The following is a 12,860-nucleotide window of genomic DNA, read 5'->3' as shown; positions in this document are numbered from 1 at the left end:
ATCCAAATACTGTGGATTGCCGGGGCCCGGTGGAGAGATAGGGCTATGCGGCTACTGGGAATAGAAATTCGCCGACTTTGAGGCCAATCTCAACAATGGTTTTGGTTACTTCAATGCCTTTCTTAGCGTTATCGAGTCGCTTGGCAGCGATTTCTGCTTGTTGCAGCTTTTCTTCGGGGGTCTTTTCCTTCTTTTGGTGCTTAGCGTTCTCTGGCTGAGAGGAGTTGCCTTCCGTGGTGGTAGTTGTTGTTGCAGTGGTTTCTTTGGTGGGGGCTGCGTCGTCTGCCATTGCTGGTGCGATGGCGGTGGTGGTGGCGATGGCCAAGGTGGTCAGGCCGATGGTTGCTTTACGTAGCATTGTGTCTCCTTATCGGGGGGTGCTTTCAGGGTAGGTTTACCCAGTAAGAAGGGTAGTGCCTGTGCGGGGAAACTGCATTCTTTTGTGTCAGTCTGCACAAGTTTGAGGTGAATGGGGGAATAAAAAATTGCCTTGAGCACTAGTGTTGTGCCCGAGGCAATGGTGGAGTTGAAAGACGTGTGTTAGGCGAGCTTGCCGGCGATTACGATGATCTTTTCTACGACCTTCAGTGCGTCCTCGATTTTGCTGAAGTCAATGTTCTTGACGAACTTATCGACCTTAGCGTTGAAGTCTTCAGTCTTGCTGGAGAGCTGGTCGAGCTTTGCGTCGAAGTTCTTCTTGTGCTCTTCGTGCTTAGCGTCTAGGTCTTGCTTGTTTTCCTTGTGCTTGCTGGAGAGCTCCTCGAACTTGGCGTGGATGCCTTCTTTGTCGAGCTTGGAGGAAGCTGCGTCGTTTTGTTCAGGGGTGGCTTCGGTAGTGGCGACAGCGTCGGCAGAGGTAGTTTCAGAGGTGACGGTGTCGTCTGCCATTGCTGGTGCGATGGCGGTGGTGGTGGCGATGGCCAAGGTGGTCAGGCCGATGGTTGCCTTGCGTAGCATTGTGTCTCCTTGAGTCGTATGGGGGTGTTAAGCACGCAAAAAGGAATGCTAGCTTATTTTAAAGTAAAAGTCAGGTTTTGTGGTGGAATGCACAGGAACTGAAATGGGAGGGCTTGGTCGAAGCGTGTAGGCGTCCATGGATGGCCTCGGTGAACTCCTAAGTGTTTAGTGTTGACGCTTACATTAAATTCTTGGTATGAGGGTGGTAAGTCGGTTGTAGTAGTTCGCCTAGTTCTTTAATTTGATGTCGTGCTGAATAATGGTTGCGGGGTTAGCTTTAGTCGGCTAGTGTTTTCGACACCGGCTGGGGATGTACGTACTGGCCGGTTGAGAGTTCGATTCCGCTCTCCTGATCTTTTCTACGTTGGTTGTATTAATGTAGAAAAGTAGCTCATGTTGCGGCCGCTAAGTAGTGCTGGTACCCCTTGCACTCTTAGCGGCCTTTTACGTTTTACTAGGCTAACTTCCTCTGATTGTGGTGGGCCATACTTTACTTTGAATATCCTGCGTATGGATTTGTTTCTTGTGGTATGAAGTCAATTTCACAGAGAGAGATGTAGCTATTTTTAGTTAGTAATATTAGGCTTAGTGCTGTCGGTCAGAATTCTTACGCTGGCTGACGTTAGGGGCACTCTTACCCTAAATCCCGCCGCCTTCCTTCTGTACTCTAGCGGCGGGACTAGGAAAGGCCGCTGGGGGCTACGTAGTTCATCCTTGTAGAAAGGCATCCGGCGGCCTTTTCTGCTCTATCTGGGATAGTGGTAAAAGAGGAGGGGCATAGTTTGTGAAACTCATGGCCCCTCCTTTTGCTGCTAACTGCTTTTCACCATTAGTGCTGTGTACAGCTGTTGCCATGATTTCAAAATATTGACGGTCACTCCTAACTCTGCTGCGATGGCGGCTGGGTGTGGTCCGTAGATTGCTTCTGCTGTGGCGTATTCGGTGGGGTTGATGAGGAGTCGGGCTGCGAAGCGGTCTGCGCGGATTTCATGGGCGCCGTGGTGGCCGGGAGGGTCACCATAATGCGCGTGGCCTAGCTCGTGGGCCAGTGAGCATAGGGTGGTGACGTCATCCATGCCTATCTGTACGGTGATTGCGTTCTGTGCGGGCACCCACGCCGCCTTCGGCCCGCCACGATGCCACCGGATTCGGTAACCCCGGGACTCAGCGGCCTGAATAAGAGCTTCAATCATTGGCGTGTTAAAGGTTGTTTGTTCGTGAGTAGATGAGGTACTGTCTGACTTAGAGACACTGACTCGTGACGGATCAGGCTGGGTTCCCGAATGGGAGTAAGACATTAGGTCGAGAATTCCTTTGCCCCTGGGGTCAGTGTCGATTATTTTTTGATGACTTCTGTTTCAGATTGTCCAAGTAGTCAGGCTCTTCTTTAAGTCTTTGGACAATGAAGTTAACAGTGTTGTCGTTGTAGATGTAGGCAGGATTTGATTCATGGGGTGAACTCCTGTCGTAACTGAATCGCTCGTCGCCTTTCATATTGTGACCGCTTGTGAACAACCCGAAGTCGTACTTATTGAAGCGCTCATGCGGTTTCCCATCTCGAATTAGGTCTATATTTTCTCGTTTCAAGCGATGGTTGACTTTTTCGAGAACCAATTTTGCGGTGTAAGGGTAATAGCTTCTCGAGTCTTTAACGTCGCGGATAACGTTTACTGGGATATCGGATCCTTTTGAAAAATAGACGTTTAGGTCTGCGTCTCTTTCCTTTTTGACGATACGCAACGTTGTCTCATAAATCGCAGCGATGTTTTCATTTCCGCCTGTACCTGCAGCTTCGGCTAGCTCATGGCTTTTCTTCAGAAGCCGTTTTGCTACGGCTGGGTCATACTTGGCGTGGATGATATCTGGTTGGACGTCACCGCGTCTTACTGCCAACGTGAGATGATTTTCAGGCATCAAATCACTGACTGACTCATTAAGTAGTTCTTCGAGTTGTTGGGCATAGTTGGTCACTGCAGCTTGCAAAAACGGTCCGTAAAAGATCTCCCACTCATCAGTAATGAAGTGTGTGTTGGTGTTTCTAAAGTCAATCAGCTCACGCATGTTGATTCTTAATGGCGATTTGCTGTTTGTGAATACCTTGCCAAGGCAGTCATCTAGAGAAATTGTGCGTTCTGGGTTGTCTTTGAAATAGATTGATGAGATGCCTTGTGTTTTGATGAGGTATGCCTTGAGCATGAGTTCCCAAGCATTGCATAGGAATATTGAGCATGCTTCTGCGTGATACTTCAAGGTTGGCCGGTTATATAGCTCGATTGCGAGCGAGAAGGATTCTTTACTCTTCTCGGTGAGGCGTTTGACTGTATCGCTTGTATTCATTCCTTCCTGCTCAGTCAATGGGGTCTTCACCTCGTTTCTCGCGTTCTTCCTGCTCGTTGGGTGATGAATCGGCGGCGTACTCGTCGGGGGAGTAGTCAAATTCACGGACAATGCCGTCATCGTCATCTGGTAGTGAAGCAGACGAGTCCGACACGGGGGCACCCGCACGACGAGCGGCCAGGTCATCGCGATAACCACGGGGGTCGGATACCTCCTTCCAGAGTCGTCCTTTCTCCTCGTGCCCAAGGGAGTCCTGTGCTAACTGGTAAATCAGCTGTTGGGGTGAGGCCGTGGCTAGAAGGGTGCCGTCACTGTCTAGGAAGTCAAAGATTTCCTGCCCTTCCAGTTTCCCTAATTCATTTAGGGCAGTTACCGGGTTGAGGTGTAGGGCGCGTGCCAGCTGAATTATCTCATCGCTGGTTAATCCTTCGTCGAGTCGAGAACGTGCAGTATTGCGGGATACCTCTAGGTGCTTTGCGATTTCCACGACGGTGATTTTGCGGTCTGCCATTGAGCTAAACCAGTCTTTTTCTTTATCCATACCAAACACAGTAGTGCACAAATATGTGTGCAGCAAATGGCCCATATGCTGGGCAATTTAAATTATGTGCACAAGAACTTGCATGACAAGTTTGTAATTCTCCCAAAAGTGCACTAAGCTCTGTGCATGTACTCGAGAGGAGGAGAAAAGTGCCCAAGGTTTTAATCAGTTTGGATGAAGTAGACCGAGTCCGACGAATCAACCACATCACCTCAAACGCCGAACTTGCAGACAAAATCGGCGTTCACCGCAACACGCTTCGCAAATACCTAAAAAGCAGGGAGTTGGACAACGAAGTTATCAACGGTCTAGTCCGACTCGGTGCAAAAGCCTCGAAGATTCTAGTCGTTGTTGACGGAGCTGAACTCGCAGCAGCGGCCTAAAAGAAAAAGGCCCGGTGCCAGAACACCGAGCCAAGACGATCACTCAATAAGGAGTTTAACATAATGGACAATCAACTGGTTCATGCCAACAATGACGGAACCCTAACTACCACTTCGGAGATTATTGCCGGCGGTGTCGGTATTCAGCACAAGAACGTTCTGGAAACGATTCGTAAGAACCAAGCAGACTTCGAGGAGTTTGGAAGGGTCGCGTTTGAAACGCGGACCCGTCAAACCGCAGGCGGAGCACAAAAGACCAACATCGCGGTTCTGAATCGTGAGCAGGCAATGTTCGCCATGACCCTGTTCCGCAATACGCCGGTGGTGGTTGACTTCAAGAAGAATCTCATTAAGGCCTTCGTAGCTATGGAAAACCAACTGGTGCAGGCTGAGCACCAGTTGAACGCTCTGATGCGTGAGTCGCAGATGCGGATGGAGTTGTGTCAGGCGGCGAAGGGTCTTATCCACCCTGACCATTTGGAGGCGAAGGCGCGGATTGTTTTGGCTCGTGGTTTGGGTGAGGTGCCGGAGTTGGACCCGGAAACCCGCCCCTTGTACACGGCGGATTTTTTGAAGTCGAAGAACCTGTCCAACAAGAAGATGAAGTCCGTGGCCCCGATGTTCGGTAAGCGCATGAAGGCACTGTACACGCTGGAAAAGGGACGCGAACCAGGAAAGTATGACCTTACCCTGCCTAACGGTCAGGTGCGCCAGGTTAACGGCTACACCGAGGCCGACCGGGAGCTGATGCAGCAGGTGTGGGATGAGTACTACGCCTAGCGCATATGTAAAAGCCACGTGTGTGGGCGGTATTGGTCGAATGCGTTTAGAGGAGTGTTGTTGATGTTTACCAGTCTATGGTCTTGGCTGCGGGGCCGTGGGGCCAGCCGGGGAAGGTCTGTTGGTCGGTTGGGGAATTATGAATTGCCTTCCACTTTCCGAGTGGCGAGTGCCGGCGCCGATGGAGGTGTTCGAATGGACGCCATCGCCATTGTTGAGCCTCTTGAGCCAGGTTCATCCGGAGTGCTTGATACCGAATCTTGTTTTTCAGAATGGCAGGATGTGGAGTCTGCCATGCGACATGTAGGTGTACTTTATCCAGGTCGCTACACGGTATTTTTAGAACCTTCGGGCCGAATTTTTCTCCAGGCTGAAGCTGAGTCTCGGGGCAGAGGTCCCAGTGTTCGCCATTGTCCCAGAGGAGGGACATCTTGACTCCGTAGAGGGGTTGGAAGCCCTGGTAGTGGAGTTGTATTTCGATTTCGTCAATGGGCTCTTTCATTCCTGAGATGACGGTGGGGGTTCCGTAGTTGCTGAAGCCCATTGCTATTTGGTGTGCACCGTCGTATTGGCGGGCGTGTTGGAGTTGTTTGATTCCTAGTAGTAGTGCGGCAAGTCCGGTTATTGCGCTTATGAGTGCGGTTATTGCCATGGATTTATTTTAGCCCGACTTAGCAGGCGCTGAAATAGCGTCACTTTTCGTCACATCGAGGGTGTATCAGTACCAGCTAATAACGTCACGAGACTTTAAGCGCTAGGTAGTCCATCCGGGGAGCGTGGCCCCGGTAGCGCACAGGGTCTAAAGGCCCGAGCTGTATTGAGAACTGAATTAGTGAATTGTCCTGATAGAAGATACCGGGCCAAGAACCACGTGACGTGTCCGTGAAGCATTGGCCAAGCCGACAGGCAGGAACCCCGCCGTAAGCGGGAGGGAACCACCAAGGACGTAAAAACTAGGCCGTGGATGAGCTACTCCCCGGGTGCGAGTCCCGGGCGCGGCACTAGCCTCACGGTGTGTGAGGCGGATAGTTGATTGTGGAGGGGAGGTGTTTCGGTATGGTTGCTCCGATTGTTATTTCGGTGTGCGCCTTGATTTCTGTGGGGTGCGCTATCTATGTCAGCTACATCAATCGGCGCTAGCAATTACTGCTTTTTGTTGCTGTTTACCGTCGCTGTCTGTCCACTGTAGGACGTATTTTCCCTGGAAGCCAAGGAGTACTTCGATGACGTCTCCGTGGTTGAGGGCGGCGGCGGTGTCAGCGTTCATGGTGGCTGCTTGGTCGTCTCTGGTCGCGTTAATGCTGACGTTGGTGATGGTTTCGCCGGTTTCGTTGGCGATGACGTAGAGCTGTTTGCTCTCGTGGTGCAGGGTGACGTTTCGTCGGTTTGCTGCGGCGAGTTTCTGCGTGTATGCGGAGATTGTTGCTTGTGCTTCGGCGATTTTTCGTTGTTCTGCTGCGGCCTTTTCGGCGCTGCGGGCGGCTCGGTCGGAGCTTTCTGCGGCTTCGGCTTGTGCAGTCTCTGCTGATTTGCGTGATTTTGATGCGTCTATTGCTTGCCAGAGTGCGATGCCGGCGGAGACTGAGGCGATGAGCGTGGAAATTATTTCGAACGCGTTCATGCTTTCACATTTTATCTGGCCTCTTCAGGTGGCCTGAAGGGGCGTGCTAGCGCAGAGTAGTAACTATTCACATTTTTCTTGTACCTACTACAGGGGCTAAAGAAATTTGTGCTTACAAAAGACCACTGGGGTGCAACTCCCCGGCTGCGCACTAGGGGTTGTCAACGGCGGGTTGGACACTGACCGCTTCAAGGGCAGTATCCCAGGATTTGGCGGTTTCAGCACTTGCCGCTGCTGCGCTCTGCTGCACCTGCATCCCCGTTTATTTTTCGGAAGTTTTCATGGTGAAGGCCCCTGCGTGAACTGAGAAGTGCAGGGGCCTTACCCGTGATTCAACCTCTTTTTTCAGAAAGGGCGTTATGGATTGTATCAGTAAATGGTTTACCGCGAAGGAGTCTGCTGAGTATATGGGTATGCATCTGGAGACGGTGTATCGATTTTTGCAGCGTAAGGAATTGCGTTCGGTGAAGACTGGGCGCACGTACCGCGTCAAGCCTGAGTGGTGCGATGCTTTTTTGATGGGGGAGAACCAATGGGCTTTATAAAACGCATGTTCCAACGAACTAATCGAACTTTTGTAATGATTTGGAGGTAGATGATGCGTCAGATTACGGCTTCTGAGGCGAAGGCTTATATGAGGGATGTTGAGGCTCGGTTGAAGACGATTTACAACCTTGCTCATCTTCCTGAGAAGACTCGTCGTCAAATTCTCACGCTTGCTAGTGGTGCCAATAGTGTGACCGGCCAGATTTCTGCTTATGAGAGGAGGTTTTGTCATGTGCGTAAGTAATCGCTCGGAGCGCCGCGAGCCGACGTATAAGGAGTTGGCGTATTGGCAGGATGTTGCCGCTAAGCGGGTGCGCCTGTGTTGGGCTACTGGCGTGTTTGGCGGCATGGTTGGATTTGTTTTCCATTGGGTTATTTCGGTGCCGCCAGTATGGATGTAGGAATTACGTTAGAACAGGCATACCAGAAGTTTCACCCTGTCCTCTATAAGGGGGAGTGGGTGGTGAACCTTGGGGATGCGCCGCGTAGGTATCAGACGTTGAGGGCAGCGAGGGAGTATATCAAGCGCTGCTATGAGCAGCGGGACCGCCGCCTTTACGCGAACTGCCTACTTGAGGGTGAGGACATTCCTGGTATGGGGGTTGGGTTCCGGTTCTGTGAGCGCCATGCGAGGAATGCGAAGAAAATTCTGCGTGAGTCGAATAAGGGCACCACGAGTTTTAAGAGGAAGAACTAAATTGAGGACATTCAAACCAGAGAATAATGATGAATGGTTCGAGTTCCGCCGCCAGCACCTCACCTCAACGGAGCTAAGGGACCTGCATTTAAGCAGGACTGCTAGACAGTGGCAGGAACTGCGCGAGCAGAAAGAAACAGGGAAGCGGTGGGGCGGTAATGACTACACGGTTTGGGGCACTGCCCGCGAACCCGTGCTGGCGCCGCTTGTGGCGGAGGTTGATTCGCGTCTTGTGTACAACGCGGACCCGCAAACCATCATCATCAACAAAGATGATGAGCGCCTGTGTGGCACCCCAGACCTTTTCAGTGAGGACGGGGAGGTCATTGGTGAGATTAAAACCGCTAAACACCAATTCACTGGTGGGTATTGGCATGATTGGTGCCCCGACGGGTACTACCTGCAGGTGCAGGCAAACATGTGGCATGCGGGCGCCGAGGCGTGCGTGCTGCTGGTGGAGTACTACCAGGAGCAGGACGGGGAGTTCACCCCGGACGGGTACGAGTATCAGGTAATCCACTATGACCCCAAGGTGGTGGAGGACATGCAACGCACCGCCGCGCAATGGTTCGCCTGGCTGGAAGGCACCACCCCGGATTGGATGGGTGAGGTCACCAGCCTAGAAGACGCCGACGAGGTAGAAGACCTCGTAGCGCAACTAGCAGACGCGGAAGAAAAATCCGCCAGCTGGTCTGACCTAGCCAAGACCTACAAGAAAGACCTTTTGAAACTACTCGGTGATTCCTACGCGGGTACGCACGCCGGCTACAAGGTGAGTGTTTCCACCACCAAGGATTCTAAGACTTTCGACAGTAAGGCGTTTAAGACCGTCCACCCAGACCTCTACGCCGAGTTCAACACCAAAACCCGCCGAGGCTCCACACGCCTCCGCCTAACAAAGGTCGTGAACTAATGAGCATCTACACCACAGAACCAAGCAAGGGAGCAAAGAACCGCGCCCTAAACAGAGCACAATGCGAGGCCTTCGACTGGATGCGCGACCACGGAGACACGTTCCCAGAAATGCGTGACCTCTACCAGCAAATCCACGACCAAGCAGACAAGGAGCGCCAGAAACTATGACTCCTATTCCGAGTGATATGCCGCGGCGACGACTCGAAGTCGCGCGCACCGTGACAGAAGCAAACTATGCGGCGCTGACTGCTTTTGCCGACCAGGCGCATTACCTCATGGAGTGCTTCACCGCCCGCGGCCATGATGAGGAAACCGCCCTCGCACTCACAGAAATCACCCTCGACCGATTCGACGATGAAAGGAACATCTAAATGAGTAATGAAATCGCTAAGTTCAACGAGCAGGAAATGACACTCATTGAGCAGCTAGGGTACAAGCAAATTCCAGCCAATCACCTGAAAATGTTCTTCGCCCGCGCCGAAGCGTTGGGCCTGAACCCTCAAGACCCGTCGCAAATCGCGCTCATTGAGCGCAAGACGAAGAACGGTAAGACCTACACCCTCCAAGTCGGTATCGGCGGAGCACGTCGAACAGCTCGACGTATCGCTAAGCAGGAGGGCGGCACCTACCGCGAAGGCGACTGGCTGTATAAGGGAATCGACCATTCCACAGGGCAGGAGACAGAATGGCGCGACACGTGGAACGTGGCCCGCATGGGGTATCCGGAGTTCGCCAAGGTCATTGTGTACCGAGACGGTGAACCATTCCCGCATGTCGTTACTTGGGATGAGTCCAAGCAAACTTGGGGCCGAGAAGGAAACCTAACGCCAATGTGGGATGCGAAGCCAACCTTCATGCTGGGAAAGAACGCAGCCGCTGGCGCCTTCCGAAAGGCGTTCCCCGATGAACTAGGGGATGTGTACTTCGATTCCGAGAGCTTTGTGGATACGTCGGAACCCATTCGGCAAAAGGCTACTCGTCAGGATGTGGCGCAGCAGGCCCTGTCGGCACCGGCGCCGAAGAAGAAGCAAGAACCGGAACCGGAAGATGACCAGTTCGTGCGGGATGTAAAAGCCGCCCTCGCAGAGCTGACTAGTGCTGAGGCAGTCACCGACTTCATGAACGAAATCCGCGAAGAAAGTGATGTGCCCCAAAAAGTAATCAACCTTGGCCGCGACCGCTGGAACGAACTGCAGGAGAACAAATAAATGATTGACCTCATTACACTCACCGGCGGACTCCCACGCGACGCAGAACTACGATTCACCCCGCAGGGCGCCGCGGTGGCTAACTTCACCCTCGCTAGCTCAGACAATAGGTTTGACCAGGAGCAGAACCAGTGGGTAAAGACTCGCAACATGTACCTAGATGTAACCATCTGGAACGAGCAAGGCAATAAGCAGAATCCCACCCCGTGGGCTGAGATGGCCGCTGATTTGAAAAAGGGTGACCAGGTAGCCGTCACAGGCAAGCTCGTAACCCGCTCGTGGGAAACCAAGGACGGTGAAAAGCGCAGCAAGATAGAGTTCAACGCGATGCGCTACTACACGCTCCCCGCCGCGCCGCAGCAGCAGCCCAGCCAGGCGCAGCAGTCGTGGGATAACGCCGCGCAGAATGGACAAACCGCTGCTAGCGGGGCGTGGTCGACCCCGCCGGCACAATCGGGACAGCAGAATCAGGAGCCACCATTTTAAATGGGGAATGTAAAGATTCAAGCCGCCGAACTTCCCGAATACAAGGGCAAAAGGGTGGTTCTTTTCCCCTCTACCTTTGACCCAGAGAAGATTGCCGACCGCATCACCTACGCCGCCGAATACGACGGCACAGTTCACGGGGTCACCAGAGACGGACGCTTCACTCTCAAAGCAACCTCCACCGTCCTCGTCGACCCCACCACATAACCCCGTTTTGTTCAGGACCTCAATAGTCCACAGGCGGGGTCTATTTCTAACCCCAACGGACTTTATCCATGACTGACCCTGACCACCGTGCCCGCCAGGACATGCGCGCCTACTTGGAATCCCAAGACGTGTACTGCGCTAGGCCGGACTTCCTCGATGCATTAATCCAGTTATTCCAATCCATAGAAAAGGAGGTACAAGACGATGACTTGGTTCAAGGTTGACGATGGCTTCTACGACCATCCGAAGTTTCTTGACGTGCCTAACGCTGCTATCGGTTTGTGGACTAAATCGGGCGCATGGTGCGGCAAACATCTAACCGACGGAGTCATCCCGGCAAGCCAAGTCAAACGATTTAAAGGCACGAAATCTCAAATAAATGCGCTCGTTTCTGCGGGCATTTGGGTTGAAGGTAGGTCCGAAAACGGTGCGAAAGTGTTCCGCTTTCACGACTGGAATGGGTGGCAACCCAGTCGCGAACAGAAGCTAAAAGAGCGCGAAGAAGCCGCCGAAAGGCAACGCAAATCGCGCTACCGAAAACGCCAAGAGCAGGGAGAACGCGAAAATGTCACGCGTGACTCACATGTGACAGGTCAACGTGACATCGCTGTGAGTCACAGAACGGTGTCACACCGCCCCGACCCGACCCGACCCGGCCCGACCACAGAACCTAAAGGTTCTGTAGTAGAGACCACCACCGCAAAAGCGGATGGTGGCCCCAGCCCAGACACAACCACCAAACCCAAAAAGAATCACCCCCTCCCCAGAGGCTGGGAACCAAAACCGGAGACCGTCAACAAAATCCGCACAGAACGACCAGACCTCGACCTCGCCACCGAACACGAGAACTTCTGCGACTACTGGCACTCCATCACTGGAGCCAAGGCACGGAAAGCCGACTGGGACGCAACATGGCGAGTCTGGATGCGCCGACAAAAACAAAACACCACCGGCCAGCCTCAAAAATCCAAATCCCAGCGCTACATCGAACTAGGCGAACGCATGGCACGCGAACTCGAAGCCCAAGAAGCGCAAAAACCACAACCCACCGGAACGAAACAACTCGAACCGCCCTTCTAGGAGACACCCATGCCACAAGCCGAAAACATGCGACTCGCATCCCAAATCATCGCCTACGGCTCCGCAGCAGCCCCCAGCAAATTCCCCAAAGACGACCCCATCGTCCTCAACGTCTGGGCAGACGTCCTCGAAACCATTAACGTCCCCGAAGACGTATGGCCCGAAGCAATCCGCTACTGGGCCGCAACCACACACACCGACACCATGGCCGGCCCCTGGGACATCATCCACGCGGCAAAGCAGGTCATCAAACAGTGGGAACGCGACGAATCAAAGAAATACATCCTCGAAGCCCACAGGTGGAAACACCGCGTAGCCCGCGCCAAACGCAACTACGGCCCAGAGTTTGAGATGCACAAAGTGGTTCCACCGCCACACTGGACCGGCATCGACGCCACCCAAGACCCAGACGGCCTCGACGTGGTGGAAATAGCCCGCGCAGGGTGGCACCGCGCCCAACAACAACCCCCAGAGGTGGAGATGCAACCCGAGGAATTCTTCGCACGCCTCAAACGCAACATCGACAAGAATCGCCTACCCGAACCAGGAGAAGACACACAACCACCCCAAAACACCCCCTAAAAGCCCCACAGGGCGACAAACACAAAATCAGTCCAGAAAGACAATTCACCCCGCAGAAAGGAACACAGATGGCACGAAACAGAAACAGCGCAAAACAAGCAGGCGCACGCTTCGAAAGAATCATCGCCGACTTCCTACGCGACAACCTCGACGACCACATAGACCGAAGAATAAAAACCGGGGCTAAAGATTGCGGCGACATCGCCAACGTCCGAGACTCCCACAACCGCCGCATCGTCATAGAGGCAAAGGATTATGGCGGCAAACTCAACCTCCCCCAATGGACCAAAGAAGCCCACCAAGAAGCCGAAAATGATGGCGCTCACGTAGGTCTCGTCATAGCGAAGCGAAGAGGGACAACCGACCCCGCCGACCAGTGGGTCGCAATGACCGTAAACGACCTAATCCAACTCCTCACCCCACCCCAAGGAAACACCCAATGATTTACCCCTGGCCCTTTGATGACACAGACGAACCCAACCCAGACGAAGAACAAGAAGACGACTCCTGGCAAGACCGC

21 protein-coding genes are annotated in these 12,860 nt (G+C 53.1%); 14 read left to right on the top strand and 7 right to left on the bottom strand.

Features of this window, described 5'->3' with window-relative positions; genetic code table 11:
* Positions 1 to 43: 43 nt before the first annotated feature.
* The 5 genes from ACP8J1_RS08695 to ACP8J1_RS08675 form a co-directional block, all read right to left on the bottom strand.
* Positions 44 to 358: a hypothetical protein gene (locus tag ACP8J1_RS08695; protein ID WP_023021029.1), complete on the bottom strand. Its 315-nt coding sequence runs from the start codon at positions 356 to 358 to the stop codon at positions 44 to 46.
* Positions 359 to 540: 182 nt separating this feature from the next.
* Positions 541 to 957, bottom strand: a complete 417-nt coding sequence (locus ACP8J1_RS08690; protein ID WP_023021030.1) for a hypothetical protein — start codon at positions 955 to 957, stop codon at positions 541 to 543.
* 812 nt (positions 958 to 1,769) lie between these two features.
* On the bottom strand, positions 1,770 to 2,069 hold the full coding sequence (locus ACP8J1_RS08685; protein ID WP_232212605.1) for an ImmA/IrrE family metallo-endopeptidase: 300 nt from the start codon (positions 2,067 to 2,069) through the stop codon (positions 1,770 to 1,772).
* Positions 2,070 to 2,283: 214 nt separating this feature from the next.
* Positions 2,284 to 3,312, bottom strand: coding sequence for a DUF3644 domain-containing protein (locus tag ACP8J1_RS08680; RefSeq protein WP_232212604.1), 1,029 nt, complete (start codon positions 3,310 to 3,312; stop codon positions 2,284 to 2,286).
* Positions 3,305 to 3,835 (bottom strand): hypothetical protein, encoded by a 531-nt coding sequence (locus tag ACP8J1_RS08675; protein WP_034655922.1) that lies wholly within the window; start codon positions 3,833 to 3,835, stop codon positions 3,305 to 3,307. The genes ACP8J1_RS08680 and ACP8J1_RS08675 overlap by 8 nt, the downstream gene beginning before the upstream one ends.
* Before the next feature lie 149 nt (positions 3,836 to 3,984).
* Between ACP8J1_RS08675 and ACP8J1_RS08670 the strand changes: the two genes are divergently transcribed.
* Together ACP8J1_RS08670 and ACP8J1_RS08665 are read left to right on the top strand one after the other, a co-directional pair.
* Positions 3,985 to 4,218 carry a helix-turn-helix domain-containing protein gene (locus tag ACP8J1_RS08670; protein WP_023021034.1) on the top strand — a complete coding sequence of 78 codons (234 nt, stop codon included), beginning with the start codon at positions 3,985 to 3,987 and terminating at the stop codon, positions 4,216 to 4,218.
* A gap of 63 nt (positions 4,219 to 4,281) precedes the next feature.
* Positions 4,282 to 4,998, top strand: a complete 717-nt coding sequence (locus ACP8J1_RS08665; protein WP_023021035.1) for a Rha family transcriptional regulator — start codon at positions 4,282 to 4,284, stop codon at positions 4,996 to 4,998.
* Positions 4,999 to 5,065: 67 nt separating this feature from the next.
* Here ACP8J1_RS08665 and ACP8J1_RS08660 read toward each other — a convergent pair whose 3' ends face one another.
* Complete coding sequence (locus ACP8J1_RS08660) at positions 5,066 to 5,650, bottom strand: hypothetical protein (RefSeq protein WP_486696575.1); 585 nt, start codon at positions 5,648 to 5,650, stop codon at positions 5,066 to 5,068.
* A 474-nt stretch (positions 5,651 to 6,124) separates the two neighbouring features.
* A complete protein-coding gene (locus ACP8J1_RS08655; protein ID WP_023021037.1) occupies positions 6,125 to 6,619 on the bottom strand; it encodes a hypothetical protein in 495 nt (164 codons plus the stop codon).
* A gap of 359 nt (positions 6,620 to 6,978) precedes the next feature.
* Between ACP8J1_RS08655 and ACP8J1_RS08650 the strand changes: the two genes are divergently transcribed.
* The 12 genes from ACP8J1_RS08650 to ACP8J1_RS08595 all read left to right on the top strand — a co-directional run bounded on the left by ACP8J1_RS08650 (position 6,979) and on the right by ACP8J1_RS08595 (position 12,783).
* The gene (locus tag ACP8J1_RS08650; protein ID WP_023021038.1) at positions 6,979 to 7,164 is read left to right on the top strand and encodes an excisionase family DNA-binding protein; all 186 of its coding nucleotides are present in this window, start codon (positions 6,979 to 6,981) and stop codon (positions 7,162 to 7,164) included.
* Positions 7,165 to 7,395: 231 nt separating this feature from the next.
* Entirely contained in the window at positions 7,396 to 7,566 is a 171-nt protein-coding gene (locus ACP8J1_RS08645) for a hypothetical protein (RefSeq protein ID WP_023021040.1), read from the top strand.
* A 297-nt stretch (positions 7,567 to 7,863) separates the two neighbouring features.
* Positions 7,864 to 8,775, top strand: a complete 912-nt coding sequence (locus ACP8J1_RS08640) for a YqaJ viral recombinase family protein (RefSeq protein WP_023021042.1) — start codon at positions 7,864 to 7,866, stop codon at positions 8,773 to 8,775.
* Positions 8,775 to 8,945: a hypothetical protein gene (locus ACP8J1_RS08635; RefSeq protein ID WP_023021043.1), complete on the top strand. Its 171-nt coding sequence runs from the start codon at positions 8,775 to 8,777 to the stop codon at positions 8,943 to 8,945. The genes ACP8J1_RS08640 and ACP8J1_RS08635 overlap by 1 nt, the downstream gene beginning before the upstream one ends.
* Positions 8,942 to 9,148, top strand: a complete 207-nt coding sequence (locus tag ACP8J1_RS08630) for a hypothetical protein (protein ID WP_023021044.1) — start codon at positions 8,942 to 8,944, stop codon at positions 9,146 to 9,148. Before ACP8J1_RS08635 ends, ACP8J1_RS08630 begins: the two co-directional genes overlap by 4 nt.
* Entirely contained in the window at positions 9,149 to 9,985 is an 837-nt protein-coding gene (locus ACP8J1_RS08625; protein WP_023021045.1) for a recombinase RecT, read from the top strand. It begins immediately after the preceding gene.
* Complete coding sequence (locus ACP8J1_RS08620) at positions 9,986 to 10,471, top strand: single-stranded DNA-binding protein (RefSeq protein ID WP_023021046.1); 486 nt, start codon at positions 9,986 to 9,988, stop codon at positions 10,469 to 10,471. It abuts the gene before it with no gap.
* Positions 10,472 to 10,678 carry a hypothetical protein gene (locus ACP8J1_RS08615; protein WP_023021047.1) on the top strand — a complete coding sequence of 69 codons (207 nt, stop codon included), beginning with the start codon at positions 10,472 to 10,474 and terminating at the stop codon, positions 10,676 to 10,678.
* A gap of 68 nt (positions 10,679 to 10,746) precedes the next feature.
* Positions 10,747 to 10,902: a hypothetical protein gene (locus ACP8J1_RS08610; protein ID WP_023021048.1), complete on the top strand. Its 156-nt coding sequence runs from the start codon at positions 10,747 to 10,749 to the stop codon at positions 10,900 to 10,902.
* Entirely contained in the window at positions 10,883 to 11,758 is an 876-nt protein-coding gene (locus ACP8J1_RS08605; RefSeq protein WP_023021049.1) for a hypothetical protein, read from the top strand. Before ACP8J1_RS08610 ends, ACP8J1_RS08605 begins: the two co-directional genes overlap by 20 nt.
* A gap of 9 nt (positions 11,759 to 11,767) precedes the next feature.
* Entirely contained in the window at positions 11,768 to 12,340 is a 573-nt protein-coding gene (locus tag ACP8J1_RS08600) for a hypothetical protein (RefSeq protein WP_023021050.1), read from the top strand.
* A gap of 68 nt (positions 12,341 to 12,408) precedes the next feature.
* Positions 12,409 to 12,783 carry a putative PDDEXK endonuclease gene (locus tag ACP8J1_RS08595; protein WP_023021051.1) on the top strand — a complete coding sequence of 125 codons (375 nt, stop codon included), beginning with the start codon at positions 12,409 to 12,411 and terminating at the stop codon, positions 12,781 to 12,783.
* The last annotated feature ends 77 nt before the right edge of the window (positions 12,784 to 12,860 follow it).

This window comes from Corynebacterium sp. LaCa_205, assembly GCF_057458085.1.
Note: the sequence above shows the minus strand (reverse complement) of the source record. Positions and strands in the feature narration are given on the sequence as shown.

Excerpts from the sequence above, each read along its gene's own strand:
- ACP8J1_RS08695 (WP_023021029.1), bottom strand. The coding sequence starts at position 358 with ATGCTACGTAAAGCAACCATCGGCCTGACCACCTTGGCCATCGCCACC.
- ACP8J1_RS08690 (WP_023021030.1), bottom strand. The coding sequence starts at position 957 with ATGCTACGCAAGGCAACCATCGGCCTGACCACCTTGGCCATCGCCACC.
- ACP8J1_RS08675 (WP_034655922.1), bottom strand. The coding sequence starts at position 3,835 with ATGGATAAAGAAAAAGACTGGTTTAGCTCAATGGCAGACCGCAAAATC.
- ACP8J1_RS08665 (WP_023021035.1), top strand. The coding sequence starts at position 4,282 with ATGGACAATCAACTGGTTCATGCCAACAATGACGGAACCCTAACTACC.
- ACP8J1_RS08660 (WP_486696575.1), bottom strand. The coding sequence starts at position 5,650 with ATGGCAATAACCGCACTCATAAGCGCAATAACCGGACTTGCCGCACTA.
- ACP8J1_RS08655 (WP_023021037.1), bottom strand. The coding sequence starts at position 6,619 with ATGAACGCGTTCGAAATAATTTCCACGCTCATCGCCTCAGTCTCCGCC.
- ACP8J1_RS08650 (WP_023021038.1), top strand. The coding sequence starts at position 6,979 with ATGGATTGTATCAGTAAATGGTTTACCGCGAAGGAGTCTGCTGAGTAT.
- ACP8J1_RS08645 (WP_023021040.1), top strand. The coding sequence starts at position 7,396 with ATGTGCGTAAGTAATCGCTCGGAGCGCCGCGAGCCGACGTATAAGGAG.
- ACP8J1_RS08635 (WP_023021043.1), top strand. The coding sequence starts at position 8,775 with ATGAGCATCTACACCACAGAACCAAGCAAGGGAGCAAAGAACCGCGCC.
- ACP8J1_RS08630 (WP_023021044.1), top strand. The coding sequence starts at position 8,942 with ATGACTCCTATTCCGAGTGATATGCCGCGGCGACGACTCGAAGTCGCG.
- ACP8J1_RS08625 (WP_023021045.1), top strand. The coding sequence starts at position 9,149 with ATGAGTAATGAAATCGCTAAGTTCAACGAGCAGGAAATGACACTCATT.
- ACP8J1_RS08620 (WP_023021046.1), top strand. The coding sequence starts at position 9,986 with ATGATTGACCTCATTACACTCACCGGCGGACTCCCACGCGACGCAGAA.
- ACP8J1_RS08615 (WP_023021047.1), top strand. The coding sequence starts at position 10,472 with ATGGGGAATGTAAAGATTCAAGCCGCCGAACTTCCCGAATACAAGGGC.
- ACP8J1_RS08610 (WP_023021048.1), top strand. The coding sequence starts at position 10,747 with ATGACTGACCCTGACCACCGTGCCCGCCAGGACATGCGCGCCTACTTG.
- ACP8J1_RS08605 (WP_023021049.1), top strand. The coding sequence starts at position 10,883 with ATGACTTGGTTCAAGGTTGACGATGGCTTCTACGACCATCCGAAGTTT.
- ACP8J1_RS08600 (WP_023021050.1), top strand. The coding sequence starts at position 11,768 with ATGCCACAAGCCGAAAACATGCGACTCGCATCCCAAATCATCGCCTAC.
- ACP8J1_RS08595 (WP_023021051.1), top strand. The coding sequence starts at position 12,409 with ATGGCACGAAACAGAAACAGCGCAAAACAAGCAGGCGCACGCTTCGAA.